The 20,841-nt window shown below is 35.6% G+C and carries 13 protein-coding genes; all 13 read right to left on the bottom strand.

Annotated features, from left to right (window positions below; translation table 11 throughout):
* Nucleotides 1-49: 49 nt before the first annotated feature.
* The gene (locus AC1W6K_RS05490) at nt 50-1,195 is read right to left on the bottom strand and encodes an AraC family transcriptional regulator (RefSeq protein ID WP_481946740.1); all 1,146 of its coding nucleotides are present in this window, start codon (nt 1,193-1,195) and stop codon (nt 50-52) included.
* 1,392 nt (nt 1,196-2,587) lie between these two features.
* Nucleotides 2,588-3,388, bottom strand: a complete 801-nt coding sequence (locus AC1W6K_RS05485; protein ID WP_481946739.1) for an alpha/beta hydrolase — start codon at nt 3,386-3,388, stop codon at nt 2,588-2,590.
* 766 nt (nt 3,389-4,154) lie between these two features.
* Entirely contained in the window at nt 4,155-5,765 is a 1,611-nt protein-coding gene (locus AC1W6K_RS05480) for an FAD-dependent oxidoreductase (RefSeq protein WP_481946762.1), read from the bottom strand.
* 473 nt (nt 5,766-6,238) lie between these two features.
* Nucleotides 6,239-6,835, bottom strand: a complete 597-nt coding sequence (locus AC1W6K_RS05475; RefSeq protein WP_481719402.1) for a 3-keto-disaccharide hydrolase — start codon at nt 6,833-6,835, stop codon at nt 6,239-6,241.
* A gap of 88 nt (nt 6,836-6,923) precedes the next feature.
* Nucleotides 6,924-8,333: an alkaline phosphatase D family protein gene (locus tag AC1W6K_RS05470; RefSeq protein ID WP_481946738.1), complete on the bottom strand. Its 1,410-nt coding sequence runs from the start codon at nt 8,331-8,333 to the stop codon at nt 6,924-6,926.
* A gap of 348 nt (nt 8,334-8,681) precedes the next feature.
* The gene (locus AC1W6K_RS05465; RefSeq protein ID WP_481946737.1) at nt 8,682-10,250 is read right to left on the bottom strand and encodes a sulfatase; all 1,569 of its coding nucleotides are present in this window, start codon (nt 10,248-10,250) and stop codon (nt 8,682-8,684) included.
* 493 nt (nt 10,251-10,743) lie between these two features.
* Nucleotides 10,744-12,138 carry a sulfatase-like hydrolase/transferase gene (locus AC1W6K_RS05460; RefSeq protein WP_481946736.1) on the bottom strand — a complete coding sequence of 465 codons (1,395 nt, stop codon included), beginning with the start codon at nt 12,136-12,138 and terminating at the stop codon, nt 10,744-10,746.
* 478 nt (nt 12,139-12,616) lie between these two features.
* Nucleotides 12,617-12,856, bottom strand: coding sequence for a hypothetical protein (locus AC1W6K_RS05455; RefSeq protein WP_481719404.1), 240 nt, complete (start codon nt 12,854-12,856; stop codon nt 12,617-12,619).
* Nucleotides 12,856-14,238 carry a sulfatase family protein gene (locus AC1W6K_RS05450; protein ID WP_481946735.1) on the bottom strand — a complete coding sequence of 461 codons (1,383 nt, stop codon included), beginning with the start codon at nt 14,236-14,238 and terminating at the stop codon, nt 12,856-12,858. Before AC1W6K_RS05450 ends, AC1W6K_RS05455 begins: the two co-directional genes overlap by 1 nt.
* Before the next feature lie 6 nt (nt 14,239-14,244).
* Nucleotides 14,245-15,591 (bottom strand): sulfatase family protein, encoded by a 1,347-nt coding sequence (locus tag AC1W6K_RS05445; RefSeq protein ID WP_481946734.1) that lies wholly within the window; start codon nt 15,589-15,591, stop codon nt 14,245-14,247.
* A 59-nt stretch (nt 15,592-15,650) separates the two neighbouring features.
* On the bottom strand, nt 15,651-17,201 hold the full coding sequence (locus tag AC1W6K_RS05440) for a sulfatase family protein (RefSeq protein ID WP_481946733.1): 1,551 nt from the start codon (nt 17,199-17,201) through the stop codon (nt 15,651-15,653).
* 393 nt (nt 17,202-17,594) lie between these two features.
* On the bottom strand, nt 17,595-19,025 hold the full coding sequence (locus tag AC1W6K_RS05435; RefSeq protein ID WP_481946732.1) for a RagB/SusD family nutrient uptake outer membrane protein: 1,431 nt from the start codon (nt 19,023-19,025) through the stop codon (nt 17,595-17,597).
* Between the two features lie 25 nt (nt 19,026-19,050).
* On the bottom strand, nt 19,051-20,841 hold a 1,791-nt coding region (locus AC1W6K_RS05430), incomplete at its 5' end, for a SusC/RagA family TonB-linked outer membrane protein (protein ID WP_481946731.1).

Here is a 20,841-nt window from a genome sequence, read left to right as displayed (position 1 = left end):
ATTGCAGTAAAAATTTATGTTGAATGATAAAATTAGACAAAAATTCATTCTAAGATTTTAAGAATTTAGTGGGTGTAGTTCCATGAATTTTTTTTACCGCGTTGTAAAAACTTTGTCTTGAGCTAAAACCTGAAATTTCAGCAAGTAAATCAAATGAATAATTTGACCATTCCTCGTGCAAAGCTCGTTGTTCGGTAATGTAATTTAACCTCCAAGAATTTATATAATTTGAATAAGTTGTTTCATACTTGTACAGAATTACTTGAGACAATACACGACTAGAAACATTTAATTCAGTTGCAATAACACCTAATCTTAAATTTGAATCTAAGTAGGGCTTTTTTAAAATAAAAAATGCTTCAAGTTGATGGGCAATAGAATCAAATTGATTATTACAACCGCTAACATAAGTAGAATTACCTATTTGCCTATTTTCATATAATTCAAACACTAACCTTTGGAAATTATTAACTTTTAAAATATTCGGTTTCGTTATCAAAATGGCAAGATTAAAAAATGCGGGTAATATCATAAGCAAATCAAAATATGTAAAGGGAAAATTATTAAAACTTATAATTCCAGTTAAATAGAAAATACTTAAAAAAACAGAAAATATTCCTAAAACACTTACTAAAAATAGCCAGTTTAACAAAATCTTATTTTTTAGATTAATTCTCTTTTTAACCTGAATATATTTAAATAACAGCCACAAAGAAATTATCTGATAAATTAATGTCAAAGCCACTTTTATGCATGACATTGTGAACGCTGGGATAAGAAGCATTTTATTTGGATAATTGGCCAAAGACTTATGCCTCATAAACAATTCAATCTCATTTATTTTATCAAAAATTGGTTCATTGTAAATGGCAAATAATTCAGCTAAATGAAGTACAAAAGGAATAAACAATAACCAAAAATAGTTTGAAAACTTATTATGTGGGTTTAAAGTGAAATAGATAAAAAGAAAGTGTATTGGGCCAAATAAAAAATGTGCGGGTGATTGAATTAAATCTATTTCGGGATAATCTTGAAGGCGCTCATGAGTAGTGAAATAGGAGGTGAAAATCAAAAAGCAAAAAAGACATAAATAAATTCCTAATAATTTATATGCCAAAATACCCTTGCGGAAAATTAAGTTCAACCCAATTAATCCCGATAAGCTAGATGCAACGAAAAAATATAAAATTTCCATTTATATTGATTCAATTAATTCTGAAAAATATTACCTATTATCACTCAACCGATTCTAATGTTAAAAATTTCTGACGGCAAACAAATTTAAATGTTTCATTTTAATTTAAACAAATTCCTTTTTAAATGAGCAGCAAATAAGTGAGCAACACCACTCTATTTCATCCGATTCTAATGTGTTTCAAAAATCAAAAAATACAAATAGATTAATCTGGCTTGGTTTTGATCCGATTAAGATACGATAGGGTAGGGTCTTCTTAAACCGTACGGTAACTAGAAACCACTCAGGGTGATTGGTTTTTTTATTTTACGGTAGTGGTAGCAGGATTGGTAGCAAGAGAGGGGTTTTCAGGTGAAATATAACTTTGTTTAAATTTAAACGAAGTCAAGAAATAACCTTTATCGGTCCACTTTTGCTAACGATTTACAGTGGTTTTTTTATTTTTTACGGGAGTAGAAGTAAATCGGGTAGCACGAGAGGGAATTTCAAGGGAAATGTGGGTTTGCTTAAATTTTAAGAAAGTCAAAAAATCGTCTATATCGGCACAATTCTGTTGACGAATTACAACTTTAATGACTGTTTGATTTTGAAATCATTAATGTTAGCTATTATTATAAAATTATTAAATTAAAGTTGGTCATTGGGTTTCAAAATAGAATTTAAATCAATTTAATATCATTTCTTTATTAAGAATTTTAAATGAAGTTTAGGATTAATATTTAACAAGTAAATTCAAATTGTAATTTATTTTTACCTAAATTTTTCATTTAATTCCAATGAAATATATTAGAATCAGGAAGGTGGGATTTCGAAATTATCAAGACGGTTTCGAGTTTATAAAATGTGAAAGTTGTAAAAATTTCTTATTTGAATATGTTGAAGAAAAAGAGTTATTAATTATCAAATTTAATTATAAAGAAATCGTTGAAATTACGCTTGAAATTAACTTTACAAATCATGATTACAAAACGTTCATAAGAAAATGGAATTTATTTTTATTGAACCAAGAATATTTTTTTGATTTATCATATTTTAGTAGAAAATAATTCTCTAAAAAATAGAGCAGCAAATAAGTGAGCAACAACTGTCTATTTCATTCAATTTTAATATGTTTCAAAAATCAAAAAATACGAAAAGATTAATCTGGTTTGGTTTTGATCCGATTAAGATACGATAGGGTAGGGTTTTCATAAACCATACGGTAACCAGAAACCACTCAGGGCGAGTGGTTTTTTTATTTTACGGTAGTGGTAGCACGATTGGTAGCAAACTATGTTATTTATTAAATTCTATTGACCTCCTCCAGCGCCCTAACCTTATTAATCACTCCCGTTAACGCATTCTTATTATTGTGTTTCAGGCCAATATGAATTAAAGAAAGTAGTTCACATTCTATTTGATATAATTAAGCGACAAAAGAAATGAATCTGTCTTGGCAATTGTTTCAGACAAAAATGGTTCCTTGTTGAAAAAACCATGTGGCTGATTATCAAACAAAAACAAATCGCACCTACTGCCAACTTCCTCTATTTTTTTCTTGAAATTTTGGGCTGTACTCACTGGTATGAGCTTATCATTTGTTCCAAGAAAAAAAATGGTTGGAGAAAATCCCTTCTTCACATTATGGATGGGTGAAAATGTAATATATGCTTCACCAATCCTTTCAAAACCATATCCATCTTTGCCATTGTCGATAACCGGGTTAAAAAGCACCAAAGCATTGGGTTTTGAACTGATGGTAAGATCGTCAGTTGATTCATTGAGGGATTCGTTGGTGAAACATGCCGCAGCCAAATGCCCACCAGCAGAACCACCTGAAGCGACAATCTTGTTTGCGTCTATACCTAACGCTTCTGCATGTTGACGCAGATACCGAATGGCTGATTTTGCATCCTTGACACATTCAAAAGGACTGGTATTGTGCTTGTTCTTTATCCGGTAATCCACCAGCACAGTGATCATGTTTTTGGCAGCAAAATGCAATGCATGCGGCTCAAACTGTGCCATTGAACCTCCTGTCCAGCCACCTCCAAAAAAGAAGACCATGGTTGGATGATGATCCCCCTTTTTGTACCCAGAAGGATAGAATATCTTCAGGCCCAGCCGCACTGTATCCACCTGCTTATAGGTTAATTTCAATGGGCTAATGACAGCCTGACAAAAAACAATGCCTGAACAGCATACAAGCATCATGGTTAAAAAAAATACTTTTCTGAGATTGATCATTATTTTGTAAGTTCAAGTAATAAGTGCAGTTTTTTGTTGTAGCACTTGATTAGGTATTAAATAGGTAAATTTTCTTACTGGTCTGTTATTTAATTTTCTTTCAACAAGTTTACTATCATTTTTAGTAATAAGCAAAAGGTCTGTTTTCTTCGGAAAAAATCTTCGAATAACACCAATTCTATTTTCTACAGTCCCCTTATCCAGGCTTCTGTAAGTTCTTGTAAAATAGGTATCAGTGTACGTCGTCAAACTAATTGGACTTTTCTCTAAGGCGTGTTTGATCTTGATTTGATTTTAATTATTTTATTTAAATAAAATAATTTATTAAAAAATAGTGCAGCAAATAAGTGAGTAAAACCAATCTATTTCAACCGATTGTAATGTGTTTCAAAAATCAAAAAATGCAAATAGATTAATCTGGTTTGGTTTTGATCCGATTTAAATACGATAGGGTTTCCTTAAACCGTACGGTAACTAGAAACTACTCAGGGCGATTGGTTTCTTTTATTTTATGGGGGTGGTAGCAGGATTGATAGCAAGAGAGGGGTTTTCAGGTGAAATATAACTTTGTTTAAATTTAAACGAAGTCAAGAAATAACCTTTATCGGTCCACTTTTGCTGACGATTTACAGTTTTTCTGTTGGGCGCTGGTAGAATAAACACAGAAGAATACAATGATAATTGCGGTAATTGATTTTTGAAATATGGACATGGTTTAGATTTATGGTGTGATTTACAATTCTAATTTCTGATTACCCGCTACAAGTACTTTACGTAATTTTTCATAGGGTAATTGTTGGGGTGACATTTTGTTTTCGATCGCTAAAACTGCCGCAGCAGCCGCAGATTGCCCCAAAATCATAAAAACAGGTTCCATTCGAATAGAACCATAGGCTATGTGCGAGCTTGAAATACAAACTGAAACCAACAAATTACTGCATTCCTTTTCTTTAGGCAGTATTGAGCCATACGCTATAGAATAGGGTTTATCGGGCTTCACACCAATATCTCCTTCGTTTTGTACATAACCATCACTTTTCACATAGCGTTGTGCATTGTGTGAGTCTAATGAATACGACCCCATTCCCACAGAATTTGGCACTTTTGTTTTGCCAAGGGCATCAGCTTCGGTCATCACAAATTCGCCAATCATTCGGCGAGCTTCTCTAATATAAAGTTGGTGAGGCCAACCTCCATTATCGGTAAACTCATCTTTTGGCAAGCCCCATTGTTTCATTTTATCTTGTACATCGGCAGGCACTTTGGGGTCATTTTGCATAAAATACATTAACCCTTTTTGGTATAATTCGTGGTCTTTGATTATCTCTCTACGCCTTTCGTATGAAGCTTCGGGATAATCATAATTTTTACCAATATAGTCGGTACTAAACGGGCCATGATTATTGGTATCTGTTTTCCGATTGGGAATAAGGTCATATTTGTTGAAAGTTTCACGCCACCCCGCGGCAAAAACACGTGCTAATAGCTCATAGCGGGCGGGATCATAGCCTTCGGGTTTAGAAAAAGGGATGCGGTTATCTGGGTGATTGCTTAGGCACATTCTAAAACAATAGGCTTGTAATTTTTTATCACCTGAACCGTATGCTGCGGCAGGTTCGGTAGATACTTCAGACAAGAGACCACTGCTTGGATCCCCCGCAATTTTATATGGACTAATTTTGGTTTGGAAATAATGACCGTGCTGAAAAACCTCCGTTTGTACACCATTCCATTTTTCATTATAAACACTATTGGCTTCACGACCAACATGATAGTTTACGCCTGCCGCCGCCATGAGGTCGCCTTCGTATGTAGCATCAATGAACATTTTGCCGGTAAAAATATTTCCGGTTAACGTTTTAAAAGAAACAATTTTTCCTTCTTTTTTTACCGTTCCTTTTGAAGATCGGTCGAGCCACTCATTTCGTAAAACGTGTATTTCGTACTCTTTTACAAATTGCTCAAAAGTATTTTCAGCTACATGGGGTTCAAATATCCACATGCTTTTTAGAGTTCCGTCTAAGGCTACAGTACTTTGTCCTTTATTGCCAAATTCAGACTTTTTTTGCCAAATCCAAGCCTTATCACTGTCATAATGGGTAAAAAGTCGTTGATAAAACTCTTTTGAAAGTCCACCTATTACTCCCTTATTACCTGTATCTGTAAATCCTAAACCGCCAGATGAAAGCCCTCCCAAATGTTTATCAGGTGATACGACAATAACTGATTTACCCATCTTTTTAACTTGTACGGCAGCCATAACCGCTGAGGCCGTACCGCCATAAATAATGACATCGGCTTTAAAGTTTTTTTGGCCAAAAGAAAATTGGCAAACAAAAAACATCAAAAGGCTTATTTGAAAAGTTAGTTTAAATTTCATATTCGTTAAAAATATTTATTGAGAAAATTAGTATGTGTTGTCAAACTAAAGTAGATTTTTCCTTTGGGTGTGTTTGGACTTGATTTGAAATTAAATGTTTTATATTAAATAAAATAATTTACTCAAAGGAGAGTAGTAAACAAGCGAGAAACACCACTCTATTTCATTGGATTTTAATGTGTTTCAAAAATCAAAAAATAAAAATAGATTAATATGGTTTGGTTTTAATACGATTATGATTCGATAGGGTAGGGTTTCCTTAAAAACGTACGGTAACTAGAAACCACTCAGGGCGAGTGGTTTCTTTAAATTTAAAGGGGTGGTAGCAGAACGGCTAGAGAGGAGTATTCGGTCGAAATGTTAGTTTGTTAAAATTTAAACCAGATCGTAAAAAATAACATCTATCGGTTCACTTTTTGCTGACGATTTACAAATAGTTAAGGTAGCTCAGCCAAGCGGATGTTACGGTATTGAATCGACATGGTATTCCCAGGGTGCAATTGAAGTCCCACTGGTCCTGAAGCTGGAATCGTTTCAGAAGTATACGTCATCACTTCCACGCCATTTAACCAAACAGTATAGGTTTTCCCCTCCATTTTAATTTTCATCGTATTCCAATCCTTTGGTTTGATTAACTCCAAAACGCCCTTCGCTTCTACTGGATATCTAAGTTTTGGAATATAAGGAGAGCCCGTTAAGTCTCGTTTTAATGAACCCGATATGCCTATTTGTATTTGATCATTTTCTGAACGCATCCAAACACCCGAATCAACCACCCCATCCCCTAACAAATAATCTGCTTGGAAAATAAAATTAGTATACGTCTTCTCCGTCCATAAATTACTTCCTTTTCTAGCCGCGTTGTTGCGTACGTAGAGGATGCCTTTCTCGGCGCGCCAACAAGTTAAATCTTCAGGTAGTTTCCAACCATCAAAGTTTTTACCTGTAAAAATCTTTTTTAATTTGGGCTCTTTGGCCAGAGATATTTGGTGGAAACTCAAAAACAAAATGGCCACAATGAGTAATTTTTTCATGTCAATAATAGGTTTTAGGTATACGATTAATCGTAAATTTTTTCGAGATATTTTTTCAAATTAACCAATTAAAATGGAAAACGCATGCTTATTTTTTGATTCTTTCTTCGTGCAAATTCTTCCCCATTGCGTCATAATGAGTCATGTAAAGAATTGGTTTTTGCTGTTCATAAACCATTTTAATACCTAAAAAACCACCTGCCACACGAAGGAATTGATGCTCAGGTCTTTTCTCACCTGGCGGCCAACCCTGCGCATGAAAGTCACTGACAGGTCCTGAACCAAACTCTATTAAGCCAGTCAAAGCATCTTTAGTAACATATTGCCAATGCCGATCCCCGTTGACTACAATCGCTTTTTGACCCGACAACAATCTCCTCGCCCAATCTCCCTCTGTTTTAAAGGCAAGATTTGAGTGATTATCAGCCTTAGCACCTCGATCAGGCCCTACGATAGGCGTAGGAGAAAAAATGATTTTATAGGTCGCATCAGATTGTTGCATGGTGTTAATGAGCCAATTTTTTTGCTCGATTCCCCATATTGTTTTGGATGCCCCATCCGGCATATCGTTATTGCTTCGATATTCTCGCCCCTCTAGAAACCATAACTGAACATCTTTTCCCCAGCGCAAAGTCCGATAGGGTTTATCCGATAGTGGTACATTTTCATGCCAAATTTTTAAGCCTTCAGAAATAGTCAGTTGGCCAAAATTAGCCGAGCCGGGATGCACATCATCGGCCAATAAATCATGGTCATCCTTCAACATATATACAGGCGTAAATTGAAAAAATGATTTCAAAGAAGGCCAAGCGTCCATGGCATGCCATTTATGACGTGCTTTTTCAGGCGTATTGGCCATAGGTCCGGGCTTGTCATAATACACATAATCCCCTGTTTGAACAAAAAGATCTGGTTTTAAAAGAGCCATGCTGTTGTAGGTATGGAATCCTTTTAATGAATCATCGTGGCTCCAAAAATATTGACAGGTAGAGGTTGTCAGGTTCAATTCCTTTTTATCATTCATCCTTGGAGCCGTGGTGAAATTCCCTGCTATTTGCTGAACTAAACCCTTTTCAGTCGACTTCCCTTCCAGCTTAACCTCATATTTCGTATTAGGTTTCAACTCCTTAAAGGAATAGAAAACGGTAAAATCCTTTTCTTGGCTTGCTACTAACCAGCCACTTGAAATTTCATAAGGGCCTGATTTTAAGGTAATTCGAACCCAACCTGCTGTTCCGAGAACTGCGCCGTCCATCTTAGCTATGGGCATGTTTTCATCAAAGTCAATCGGATGTCTAAAAACCTGATTAAGCCGCTGATGGATCACCGGGTTTGGTTTTTCCTTTTCACACAAGCGAGTCCAAACGGTTGCATGATAAGAACTTAGCTCGCTGACTTTAAAGCCCGTAGTGAAATACGCTTGCTGGGCAGCAATTTTGACATAAAAAGCTAAAAACAATATAGTGAAAAATGAAAATCGATTAAAAAATAAAGTCATCAAGATATTATTAAAGAATTAAATTAAAGAAAATTTCAATTGATGAATTAAAGCTTTGGGAATCTTTAAGAGAAGGTAATCAACAAGCATTTGGAAAATTATATGAACATTTTGTACAACCGTTGTATGGTTATTGTTTATATGTAATTTCCAACTGTACGTCGTCAAACTAAAGTGGACCGGTAGAGTCTATTTCTTAGGGAGTATTTCCAAATAATTATTAAATAACAAAATTTAAACAAGAAAATAAAAACAGTCAAAGATTGCACAGAAAAAAAGAAATTATACATTCACAAAAACACGAAACATACCTTAAGGAAAAGTCCACTTTAATTTGACGACGTACAGTTATCTGGATTGATTTTGAGTTTTTAAGAAGTTGGTTAACATTTCCTGATGTTGTTTTAAAACATTAGAATATTCAGCTTTCAAGGCCAAATTTTCTTTTTCGAGGGGATCTTTTTTATAGTCATAAAGTTCTATGCCTATTACTGGATTATCTGAATTGATTTTTGAGGTATGAAACTCTCCTTTAAACCAAGTGACCATTCTAAATTGGTCAGTCCTAATCGCATAGCCCATCGCTTTATCGTTCATGCGTGGATATTGACTTTGAGCAAATCTTTTCACTTGTAGGCTAGGATTTTTCATGGCAGGAACTAAACTTTTTCCTGCTAAACCATTTGGGATTTGAAGCCCGGCCAATTCAGTCAGTGTAGGAAATACGTCAACAAACTCAGAAATTCCTTTTACTTGTTGGCCCCCTTTGAAACCTGGCGCAGAGAAAATTAATGGAGCTCTTGTAGCCTGTTCAAAATTGCTATGTTTCGCCCACATCGTATGGTCACCTAAATGCCAACCATGATCTCCCCAGAGTACGATAATGGTGTTTTTATCTAGACCTTGTTCTTTTAGGGCATCAATAAGCAAGCCTACTTGGGCATCCGTATAACTAACACTCGCATAATAACCATGAAGTAGTAATCGCTGTAATTCATCTGATTTAGGCGAATATCCAGTTGGCATACGCTCGCCAGAAGGTAAAATATATTGATTGACCAACTCGTTTGACGCTTGAAAAGCAAATTCAGGTGTTCCTGCAGATAAGGACTGAAACTCGGCTAATTTTAGCATTGATCTTTCGTAGCGGTCCCAATATTTTTTCGGGGCAACAAATGGTAAATGGGGTTTAGTAAGACCCACTGCCATGAAAAATGGATTTCCTTCTTTTTTTAATTTTTTAATTTGTTGGATTGCTTTTAAGGTATTTGCCCCATCAATATAAGCGTCATCAGGAACATCGATTGCTTCGTAAAGAGGTCGGCGGCCATTTTTGACAAAATCCTCTAATTCTTTTCCTTTTAGTCCATTTTTTATTCCTTCCTCTCGGAAGCTGCCGATCAATTGAATAAGTTCCTGTGATTGATAATAATTGTTGAAAGGTTTATTAAAACCTTTTGCAAAGTCATCTTTATCTAGTTTTAAGTAGGGGATAGACCAAGAAGCCTCATCCGAATTTTCATCCACCGACCTTGAATCAAATACTTTTCCAATCCCGGATGTCGTATAACCTTGTTGGCGGAAATACTGAGGCAATGTCAATATGTAAGGAACTTTATCCCGAATTAGTGTTTTTAAATCCCAAATTTGTGTGTAATCAGGCCTTTGTCCCGTGAGTAAACTCGCTCTTGTCGGTGCACAAACAGCTTGTTGGCAGTAATTTGATAAAAATACGGTACCCGATAAAGCAAGTTTATCGATGTTGGGCGAATGCACATGACTTTCTCCATAACATCCTAACATAGGCTTAAGGTCATCAATGGCGATAAACAGCACATTTGGCTTTGTTTTATTTTGAGCTAATGTGCTAAACGCTATGAATGGCAGAAAGGCCAACATATAAGTTAATTTTTTCATACGATTGGAGTAAGAAATAAATATAATGGACCTAAATTAAAAATAACTCCCCAGAAGTGAAGAGTTATTTTTAAAAAGTTCACCCGTTTGGTTCACACATTCCTGTACGTCGTCAAACTAATTGGACTTTTCCTTAAGGAGTGTTTCGTGTTTTGTGAATGTATAATTTCTTTTTTTCTGTGCAATCTTTGGCTGATTGTTTTTTTTCTTGTTTCCATTTTGTTAGTTAATAATTGTTTGGAAAAACTCCCTAATAAATAACCTCTATCGGTCCACTTTTTCCCACTGCTAAATAGAATTCTAATTTTTACCTTTGGTCTTGGGTGAGCTGATAATATACTTTTTTCATGTAGTAATGTAAAGGTTTTTTATTGGCTCAACCCTCTTCATGGATCCGTTTCGCTAAGTTACACTACTCCCCGAAGGAGTATATTACCGGTATTACACTTATTACTTGAACTTATATTTTAATTAAATTATACTGTTTGAATTTCTATTCAGGCAACTCACTTTTCCACTTATCCCACATGCCAAGCATTTCGTTTACTTTTTCGCTTTTTTTCGAAGAAAGATTGTTTTTCTCATACTGATCATCTGCAATATCATACAGCTCAACACGTTCGCGTTTTTCATCCGCTAACAGTTTGAAGTCACCATAACGGACGGCGAGCGTAACCCAACTATCAGCTCTATTCGGGTCGTTTCCGGAGTATGGAAATCGCCATTCCCAAAACAAAGGTTTGGTGCGATTAAATGGAATGTTGTTAAAAATGGAAACGATGCTCTCGCCGTCTGGCTGATAACCGGCGGCTAATTTCTGATGGGCCAATTCACAAAAAGTAGGCAATAAATCAACTGTCGACAGTACACTGCTATGATCGACTTTTCCAGCATTCACATGTCCGGGCCATCGTATAATAAACGGGACATTCACACCACCCTCAAAAATGTCGGCTTTACGCCCTTTTAACCCGGCAGTAGAACCGGCTATTCGTGCCGGAGGATAATTTGCCGGCCCATTGTCGCTGCTGAAAATAACTAGGGTATTTTTATCTAGTCCCAATTCAGTTAAGGCAGCCATTAACCGACCAATATGGTAATCAGCATCAGCTAATACTGAATAATACGTTTCTTTGTCAAGAATAAGCCCCTTATCTTTAATAAGTTTGCGTTGTTCATCGCTGGGCCATAGTGGTGTATGCGGATCCTTCAGCCACAGATTAACAAACATGGGCTTCTCTGCTTTGTGTCGTTTTAAAAAATCGATGGTGGCATCAACAGCGATCCTGCTTGAACTTCGTGCCCAAAGGGTATCACTATCCATATACCGGGTTGTTGGCCAAAGTTGATCCCCTTTCCAGGTGGGGCCATTTCCGTTCCAAACCCTAGTTTCATCATATCCGTATTTTTTTGGTTCAGGTGCAGAAAGATCTCCATGAGGTAATCCACCACCGCCCAGATGCCATTTGCCAAAATGTGCGGTAGAATACCCGGCTTTCTGCATCATACTTGGGAGGTAAACAGGTAAATTTTCATCTAACCAGTTGGGCATTCCTCTTTGAGCATTGGGTTCATTTCCCGCAAAATGACCATGCACGCTATGCCGAGCCGGAAAGTGACCCGTTATTACTGAAGTTCTGCTCGGAGAACAAACTCCGCTTGTGACATGAAACTGTGTGTATCGTGTTCCTTGAGACGCAAGCTTGTCGAGATTTGGTGTTTGTACTTCGGTATTTCCATAGCAGCCTAAATCGCCATAACCCCAATCGTCAGCAAAAATGAAAAGGATATTGGGTTGTTCAATCTCCTTCCCTTTTTTTTCAGCATTGAAAGACGCTGATGTAATCAATAAAAAGATAGTAACTATTGAGGGTAATACTTTTTTCATTTTCAGATTAGATTAAACATAATTATTTATTTAATGTATGTCGTTAAACTAATTGGACTTTTCGTTTAGGAGTGTTTGGTCTTCATGTGAATTTAAATTTTAATTTTAATATTTTATTTTAAATAAAATTATTCACAAAAAGTAGAGTAGCAAATAAGCGAGCCATACCACTCTATTTCATCTGATTTTAATGTGTTTCAAAAATCAAAAAATATAAATAGATTAGTATGGTTTGGTTTTGATCCGATTTAGATACGATAGGGTAGGGTTTATTTAAACCGTACGGTAACTGGAAACCACTCAGGGCGAGTAATTTTTTTATTTTATGGTGGTGGTAGCAGAACACGTGGCTAGAGTGGGGTATTCGATCGAAATGTGACATTGTTTAATTAGAAATGAAATCAAAAATCAAAACATAAAGTCTAGACATCAAAAAGAGAGACATCATGTCTCTCTCCTTAAAAAATCTAAATCACTACTATTTTAAAGTTATTCTCTTTTTAGTTGACAAATCAATTACAAACTTCTTTTCATTTTCAACTTTTGACTTATTTAAATCCGGTATTTTCTGAAAAATAGCGGTTTTTCTATTCGGTATCCCTGCTCTACAGCTAGTTATTTTGGCAGTATCTGAGCAAACTTGTTGGCCATAGCCATCGCATGCAAAGAATCCAATGATCAAAAAATTGAAAACAATTTTGAAGAACTTTTTTTTCATTAATCTTCAAGATTACTTTTCACAGAAATAATGCCAGCTTTATGCTTACGAACCATCTCATTTATTTCATTGACAATGTTTTCATTTTTACCATATATATCATATTGCTCAGAAGGGTCTACAGATAGATTAAAAAGCACTGGTTTTTCTAATTTTTCAATTTTCTCTGGATAGCCTATGGGGTTATTTTTCAAATAATACAATTTATAATCGCCTAATCGAGCAGCAAATAAATCCGTTGCATGGTAGAAAAACATCTCATTCCTTGGATTGACATCTTTATTCTGCACCATTAATGGACTCAAATCATATCCATCTGATTTAACTTGAGATGGAATTTCTATGTTGGCTATTTTACAAAGAGTGGGCAATATATCTAAGGTACTACCCATCTTCATCTCAACCCTTGGTTTAATATTAGTAGGCGACCATACAATAAATGGAACGCGCATTCCACCTTCATAGCTTGTTCCCTTAGCACCAAACAATAATCCCGAGGAACCTCCTTGTTCATTAAATAACTTCCAAGGACCATTATCAGAAGTAAATATCACATACGTGTTTTCATCCAAATGCAACTCCCTTAATGTTTCTAATACTTTCCCTACGCTCCAATCAAGCTCTTCTATGATATCCCCATACAAACCTCTCATACTTTTCCCTTTGAAATCTTTACCTGCAAAAAGTGGTACATGTGGCATTGAATGTGCCAAATAAAGAAAAAATGGTTTCTCTTTATTTCTTTTGATAAAATCAACAGATTCCTCCGTATACCTTTGTGTGATCTTATTTTGATTTGCTGGTCTTTCTATTATTTCTGAATTTCTCATGAGTGGAACGTTGAAATCCTGAAAATTTGGCGTAAACATATCTTCACGAGTCATACCTGCTTTTTTATCCATATCATTTGAATAAGGTATACCAAAATAATAATCAAATCCATTGTTATTAGGTGCAAACTGCTTTAAATGACCCAAATGCCATTTGCCTACTAACGCAGTTTGATAACTATTCGCCTTCAATATTTCAGCAATGGTTAATTCAGATTCAGGCAATCCACCTTTCGAATCGGGGAATAAAACCCTCCGTTTATAACTTTCCATTCCTATCCTAACAGGTAATTTTCCTGTCATTAAAGCGGCTCTTGAAGGAGTACAAACATTAGCAGCTACATAGAAATTAGTCCATTTTTGACCTTCATAGGCCATTCGGTCTAAATTAGGCGTTTTAATGACTGGATTTCCAAAGGTCCCTAAATCCCCGTAGCCTAAATCATCCGTATATATAACGATAAAGTTGGGTTTCCGTTTTTTTGAAGCTTGGGCTATCGACTGAAAACATGTTAAAATACATAGTGCGGCAATAAATAATTTAAGTTTCATATTCGTTTAATTTAATGGTTTTTGCCATGAAACTCTTCCTCCTTCTTGGATGAACGTCATCAACAAATTATTTAATTTTTTAGTCATTTCAGGATTGGATTCAACTAAATTACTCTTCTCGAGTGGATCATTTTTCAAGTTATAAAGCTCATAAGGCAAGAAAGGGGAATTTTGTAATAATTTCCAATCTCCCAAACGAATGGCATGATACGCTTTCCCTCCATATTGAATTCCACCTTCTCTTCTTGTAAAATAAATGGGACGTTCTATTTGTTCATTTCCCGTATTCAGAAGTGTATTCGCAAAACTTCTTCCTTCTATTTTATGGGAAAAAGTAGCACCCACTAATTCAAGTATGGTTGGATAAATGTCCATGGATAAATTAACATGGGTAGAATTTGAGCCTTTTGTAATTTTGTTTGGCCAACTAATTACCGTTGGAACCCTCAAACCTCCCTCATACATACTTTGTTTGCCGTCTCTAATCGGACCATTATTTGCTAGATCAGGTAAATGCCCTCCATTATCTGAGGTAAATACGATAATCGTGTTTTCATATTGACCCGATTTCTTTAAAGCATCGACCACCTTACCTATCCCATCATCTAAGTGCTCAATTAATGCCACAAGCTTAGCCCTCTTTTCATTAATTCCCGGATTTTTCATTAGTACTTTATCTAACCATTCTTTAGGAGGTTGAACAGGGAAATGAGGCGCATTGTAAGCCAAATAAAGAAAAAATGGTTGCTTACTCTGAGCTTGTTTTTGAATATAATCCACAGACCATTGGGTAAACAAATCGGTGGCATGTCCTACTGGCTCGATTTTCTGCTCATTTAATCGCATGAAATTAATGCCATGGCGAAGATGAGTCCAATAATCCTCCATCATATCCTCAAGCCAACCATGGAAAAAATCAAACCCCTTTTCATTGGGAAGATTGGGCGATTCTAAGCCTAAATTCCATTTACCTATATGCGCAGTGTGATACCCAGCCTTTTTTAAGACTTTAGGTAATAAAATAGTACTTGGATTAAGATAACCCCAGTTATTTTCTTTGTTATAGCGAATTAAGCCAGGAACACCCACAAAATCAGGGTATCTACCTGACATTAAAGAAGCTCTTGTGGGTGCACATACGGGTGAATTCGAATAGAAATAATCGAACCTCATTCCATCCCTTCTCAAATGATCAATATTAGGTGTACTCAGATCTTTATTATCGTAATAAGATACATCATGATAGCCTAAATCATCCGTCAGAATAATAAGTACGTTAGGCCTCTTGTTTTGAGCCAACAAAAAATAACTACTCAAAAACCATAAAAAAATAGCCAAAATGCTTTTTTTCATTTGCGATAAATTTTAATTAATGACATCGATTGGACTAAATTATTTTCAATTGGTATAATTTAATTCAAAATAGATTCTATTTGATGCCAACCATCCATGCCTTCATTTTCCTGTGCTTTTCCAGGAGTGCTTCTGCCGTCAAGTATGATCTTTTTAATTGCTGCTTTTAATTCTGCTGCTTTTTCTGGGTATTCGGTTATAAGATTATTATTTTCACCTATATCGGCTGCCAAATTATATAATTGCATAGCTGGCAAATCCATTTTATTGGCTTTATACTCTTGCGGAGTTGGATAACTCCAGCCTCCGGAGTCGGGACATAAGATTAATTTCCAATTGCCTTTTCTTATTGCAAAAGAACCATTGATGGAATGATGAACGGTGTATTCACGATTAGTTTCGTCACTGTTACCTGTAATAATGGACAACATACTATAACTATCTACAGCTTCACCCTCTTGAATTTTATAGCCTACAATATCCGCACAAGTAGCAAAGAAATCAGTAGTACAAATGGTTTTATTTGAAATTGTATTTTTTCTAACTTTTTCAGGCCATTCTACAATAAAAGGTACCCGATGTCCGCCCTCAAAAATATCAGCTTTATGACCTCTAAACAAATAGCTAGGGTTATGGTCTACTTTCGCCAACTCTTTATAGTTGGCTCTTGGCGAACAACCATTGTCACTGACAAAAACCAACATTGTGTTTTCTGAAATTCCTTGTTGCTTAAGCGTTTCTCTAATTTGGCGAACCACATCGTCTACTTGCATCACAAAATCGCCATACATATTGGTATTACTCTTACCTAAAAACTTGGTAGTCGGCAAAATAGGCGTATGTGGGGCAGGTAAGGGAAAATATAAAAAAAATGGTGAATTGCTTTTGGCTTTTTTGTTGATGTAATTTAAGGCCTTATCGGTTAAATCTTGAAGTAAATTTGAGTGATTAAAATCATTTGAAGTTAGACCTTTTCTCCAAAAACCCTTTTCATCCACCGAAACAGTAGTTTTTGAAGGTATCATAGTAGCTTTGTCATTCTCAACATAAACGTAAGGATCCATATCGAGCGAGCCTGAAAAACCGAAAGAATAATCAAATCCATGAGTTGATGGGCCATTTTTAACTGGTATACTAAAGTCTACTTCAGGTGCAGCATTTAGGTCATTAATATCAAGTTTATCTTCGGCTTTAGTGAAATTCCAGTCCCATCCCAAATGCCATTTGCCAATAAATGCCGTACTATATCCTTGTTTTTTTAGCATTTCAGCAATGGTGGTTTGTTTCTGTTTAATTAGTGATTTGGAGTAACCACTTAAGACAGAACTCTTCAAAGAAGAACGCCAATTATATTGACCAGTTAGAATTCCATATCGCGTAGGCGTACAAACAGCAGAAGACGTGTGTGCATCGGTAAATTTGATTCCATTTTTGGCCATATTATCTAGATGAGGAGTTGGTATTTTGCTATACGGATTAAAGCATTTCAAATCTCCATAACCTAAATCATCTGCTAAAATATAAATGATATTTGGAGTATTAATAGTTACTTTTTTTGTTTGAGCTGTGGCAGATAAAGTAGCTAATATAATAAAGAAGAGATATTTCATTTATGACATTGTTTAATTTCCCCCTCAAATTGTTATCAGCTTCTTCTCAGAGTCAAATATTTGTTTTCTTTGGGCTTTTTAATTAGGAATGATTTTATTTTATCTTCTAGGCTTTTCTGCTAAGTACGCTCATCTTATTTCGGATCTAATTTTCATTATATATATGAATTGTTTTCAATCATTTAAATTATTTTTTGTTTAGCTGTTTCTGCCTTCTTTCATTTGAAATTTTATATTCGAATTCCATATAATTTATAGCAGGTCTTTGCCTTTTTTACCACTCTAAACAAAGCAATAGAAAATCATAAAAAGCCATTCAGCTGCTGCCGGAAATGCAATTTGACTGAAACTTAATACGATTTTCTAATGCAATAGTCATCTAAAAATAACTATCTAATAACCAGTGTTTTGCTTTAATTCCTTATTTGCGTCTATTTCAGATTGCGGAATAGGAAATAATACATGATATGGTTGAGCATTTTTTCCACGAGCCTTCGCCCTCGAAATCATAACACCGTGCCTAATTTCGTCTTGTCGTCTTTTGCCTTCAAGTGCAAACTCCCAAGCTCGCTCATTTAAAATGGCCGACCTTAATTTTTCTTTGCTTGAAAAATCACTTAACATGAGTTGAGGCACTTTGGCCCTAGTTCTAATTCTATTGATCAAATCAATTGCTTCTTTTGAAGGGCCATTTAACTCATTTAGGGCTTCGGCTTTAGAGAGCAAAATATCCGCATACCTTATTTCTGGCCAGTCGTTACTTGCATCCGCACCATTAGCATTTTTATCTAATTCGTACTTGCCGGCAATTGTTTGGTTAACCCCATATCCTTTTATAGTTTGGCCTGCAGTGTTTACATATGATTTAACAAGCATGGCTTGACGTGAGTCATTCGGATGAAACGAATCAACGAAAGAGTCGAAGAAGTAAAGTCGAGCCGCGAATAAACCAATATTAGAAGGTCTAGCGTAATCTACAGGAAAAATAAGTGCGTTTGTTTGTACTGAAGCAGGACCTCCGGCACTTGTAGCTGAATGAGTATAAATTATCTCTTTGTTTCCTTCATTCGCAATTGCAAATAATTCAATATATGTAGGAAATAAATCATAAACGCCTGAACTAATTACTTTTTCAGCCATTGTTAACGATTCATTCCATTTTTTAAGGTTTAAGTAAAATTTACATAATATACCTGCAGCAGCACCACTTGAAGCTCTTCCATATGCCGGTTTTGCTGGAAGATCGTTCATAGCTTCTGTCATATCTTTTACTATTTGTGCCACCCATTCCGAATCAGAGGCACGGGCTTTTTGAAACTTATCAAAAGTAGAAGAAAGAAAAATTGGGCCTGTACCGAAAAGATCGTAAATATCGATCATGGACTTGGCCCTTAAAAACTTTGCCTCTGCGGTTATATTTTTTACAAAATTAGCATCAAATTTTCCTAATGCTAAATTATCGAGGACGAGATTTACATCCCTTATAGCTCGATAAGAATCAGTCCATTCACTTCCTAAACGCCCGGCATTGGAATCCCATGTATAATCTAGCATAGGTGTCAAGTCTGTTTCTATACTTCCTCCTCGGTTCCAAACTTCTCCACTTGGCATCTGAAAAGTTGCGATGGCATTAAAAGTACTCTGACCATGACGCTGCTGAATTGCATAAGCATTGTTCAATACTGAATTGATGCCAGCTTTTGTTTTTAAGAAGTTTTCTGGGGCAAGTTCCGAAAAAACAACTTCTTCAAGTGGTTTATCACAGCTTTGTAAATTAAAGCCCAAAAAGATTATAAAGAGTGAATTTATAAATATCTTTTTCATATAATTATATTATTGTTTATTTAAATTAGAATTCTGCCGTTACGCCAAATAAAAATGACTTACTAAGTGGATAAGAATTATCATCTGCTCGTGCACCTGTGCTATTACCTCTTAAGCTAGCCTCAGGATCCCATCCAATATAATTGCTAATAGTAAGTAGGTTTTGAGCCGTGACATATACACCTAAATTTTGAAAAACATTCTTGTTTTTTAATGGTACTTTATAACTTAATGTAGCTGTTCTCAGTCTAATAAACGAGGCATCTTCAATAGTTAGGCTGTTTACTTTTCCTCCTCCATAAGCAGATGGAGTAACACCAGATGGGTATTTACCATCTAGATTAGTAGGCGACCATCGATCTAAAAACTGTTTTCTAAACTTATTTCTTCGAAAATTGGCTGGATACATACTTTGGATAGCCTGTACATTGATATTCTCCACACCTTGTACAGCCTGAATAAAGAAATTAAGATTAAACCCTTTATAAGATATATCATTTCCTAAACCTGCCGTAAAATCCGGAAATGGCTTTCCGAGAATAACTTGATCTGCAGGTGTAATTATTCCGTTTCCATCTGTGTCTTGAAAAATAGGATAACCAGGTTTAGAACTTTTTTGTGGAGAAGCAGCAACTTCTTCCTTAGTATTAAAAATACCAGTAATTTTATATCCATAATAAGAGAAAATAGCCTCGCCAGGCCTAATAATGGCGGAATTACCAACATTATCCAAAGCACCAGCGATAATTTGATTAAGACCTCCTATATCTACAGCCTTATTTTTTATAGCCGCAATGTTAAAGCTAGTAGTCCATCGAAAATCTTTTGCATTTATATTGGTTGAATTTATTTGTAACTCAATACCCGAATTTTTAACTTCACCTACATTGGTTAAAATAGAAGTATAACCTGTGGAGCGAGGAATCGGAAGATTTAAAAGTAAATCATTGGTATTTTTATTGAAGTAGTCAATAGATCCACTAATTCTACCAAGTGCTATTCCAAAATCTAGACCTACATTGGTTTGGGTAGTAGTTTCCCACTTTAAGTCGGGATTGGCAATTCGTGAAGGCTGAGTTGAAGAAAAAATGGCATTGTTAAAAACAGCCTGACCACCATTACTCAAAGTGGATAAAGATGAGTAATTGCCTATTTCTTGGTTGCCTGTTTTACCCCAGCTTAGTCTGAATTTTAGATCTAAAGCATCAGGTATAAAATCTTCTTCGCTCATTTTCCATGCAAAAGCAGCGGAAGGGAAATATCCATATTTATTGTTAGTACCAAATCGCGAAGAACCATCAGCTCTAATTGAAGCGGTGAAAAGATACTTGTTATTCAGGGTGTAATTTGCCCTACCTAAATATGACAAAAGAGTATTCTCTTGTTTATTGCTACCAACCGATGCCCTTGCGGGGTCGCCTAAAGAAAGATTATCCCAGCCCAATGCATCCGTGGGGAAACTAGAAATTGCGGAGACCATAGATCGACGGCTGAATTGTTGATAGGTAATCCCACCCAATACAGAAAACTTATTCGACTCGTTAAAATCTTTATTGTAGTTCATGGTGTATTCGGCGAGATAATTTGTCAACTCCAAAGAAGCAATATTTGCCAAACCACCGAAATCAGTTCCTCTTAAGGTTAATCGGCTATTGTAGATGTCTCTTCTTACCGTTTGACGATCACTTCCAAGGTTAAGTTTGGCATCTAATCCTGGTAAGACCGAATAATTAAAGTTCACGTTTCCAAAAGTTCGGTTAGTTTGTCCTTTAGAATCTATCCCAGCAATTAAACTTGCTGGATTCGGGGTAGTTAA

The organism is Aquirufa sp. (genome assembly GCF_964796385.1).
The sequence above is the reverse complement of the archived record's forward strand: the minus strand, read 5'-3'. Positions and strand labels throughout refer to the sequence as shown.

Coding starts and splice junctions, on each gene's coding strand:
- AC1W6K_RS05480 (WP_481946762.1), bottom strand. CDS start 5,765: ATGTTTTTTGTTTGCCAATTTTCTTTTGGCCAAAAAAACTTTAAAGCC.
- AC1W6K_RS05485 (WP_481946739.1), bottom strand. CDS start 3,388: ATGATGCTTGTATGCTGTTCAGGCATTGTTTTTTGTCAGGCTGTCATT.
- AC1W6K_RS05470 (WP_481946738.1), bottom strand. CDS start 8,333: ATGACTTTATTTTTTAATCGATTTTCATTTTTCACTATATTGTTTTTA.
- AC1W6K_RS05450 (WP_481946735.1), bottom strand. CDS start 14,238: ATGAAACTTAAATTATTTATTGCCGCACTATGTATTTTAACATGTTTT.
- AC1W6K_RS05490 (WP_481946740.1), bottom strand. CDS start 1,195: ATGGAAATTTTATATTTTTTCGTTGCATCTAGCTTATCGGGATTAATT.
- AC1W6K_RS05475 (WP_481719402.1), bottom strand. CDS start 6,835: ATGAAAAAATTACTCATTGTGGCCATTTTGTTTTTGAGTTTCCACCAA.
- AC1W6K_RS05435 (WP_481946732.1), bottom strand. CDS start 19,025: ATGAAAAAGATATTTATAAATTCACTCTTTATAATCTTTTTGGGCTTT.
- AC1W6K_RS05460 (WP_481946736.1), bottom strand. CDS start 12,138: ATGAAAAAAGTATTACCCTCAATAGTTACTATCTTTTTATTGATTACA.
- AC1W6K_RS05440 (WP_481946733.1), bottom strand. CDS start 17,201: ATGAAATATCTCTTCTTTATTATATTAGCTACTTTATCTGCCACAGCT.
- AC1W6K_RS05465 (WP_481946737.1), bottom strand. CDS start 10,250: ATGAAAAAATTAACTTATATGTTGGCCTTTCTGCCATTCATAGCGTTT.
- AC1W6K_RS05455 (WP_481719404.1), bottom strand. CDS start 12,856: ATGAAAAAAAAGTTCTTCAAAATTGTTTTCAATTTTTTGATCATTGGA.
- AC1W6K_RS05445 (WP_481946734.1), bottom strand. CDS start 15,591: ATGAAAAAAAGCATTTTGGCTATTTTTTTATGGTTTTTGAGTAGTTAT.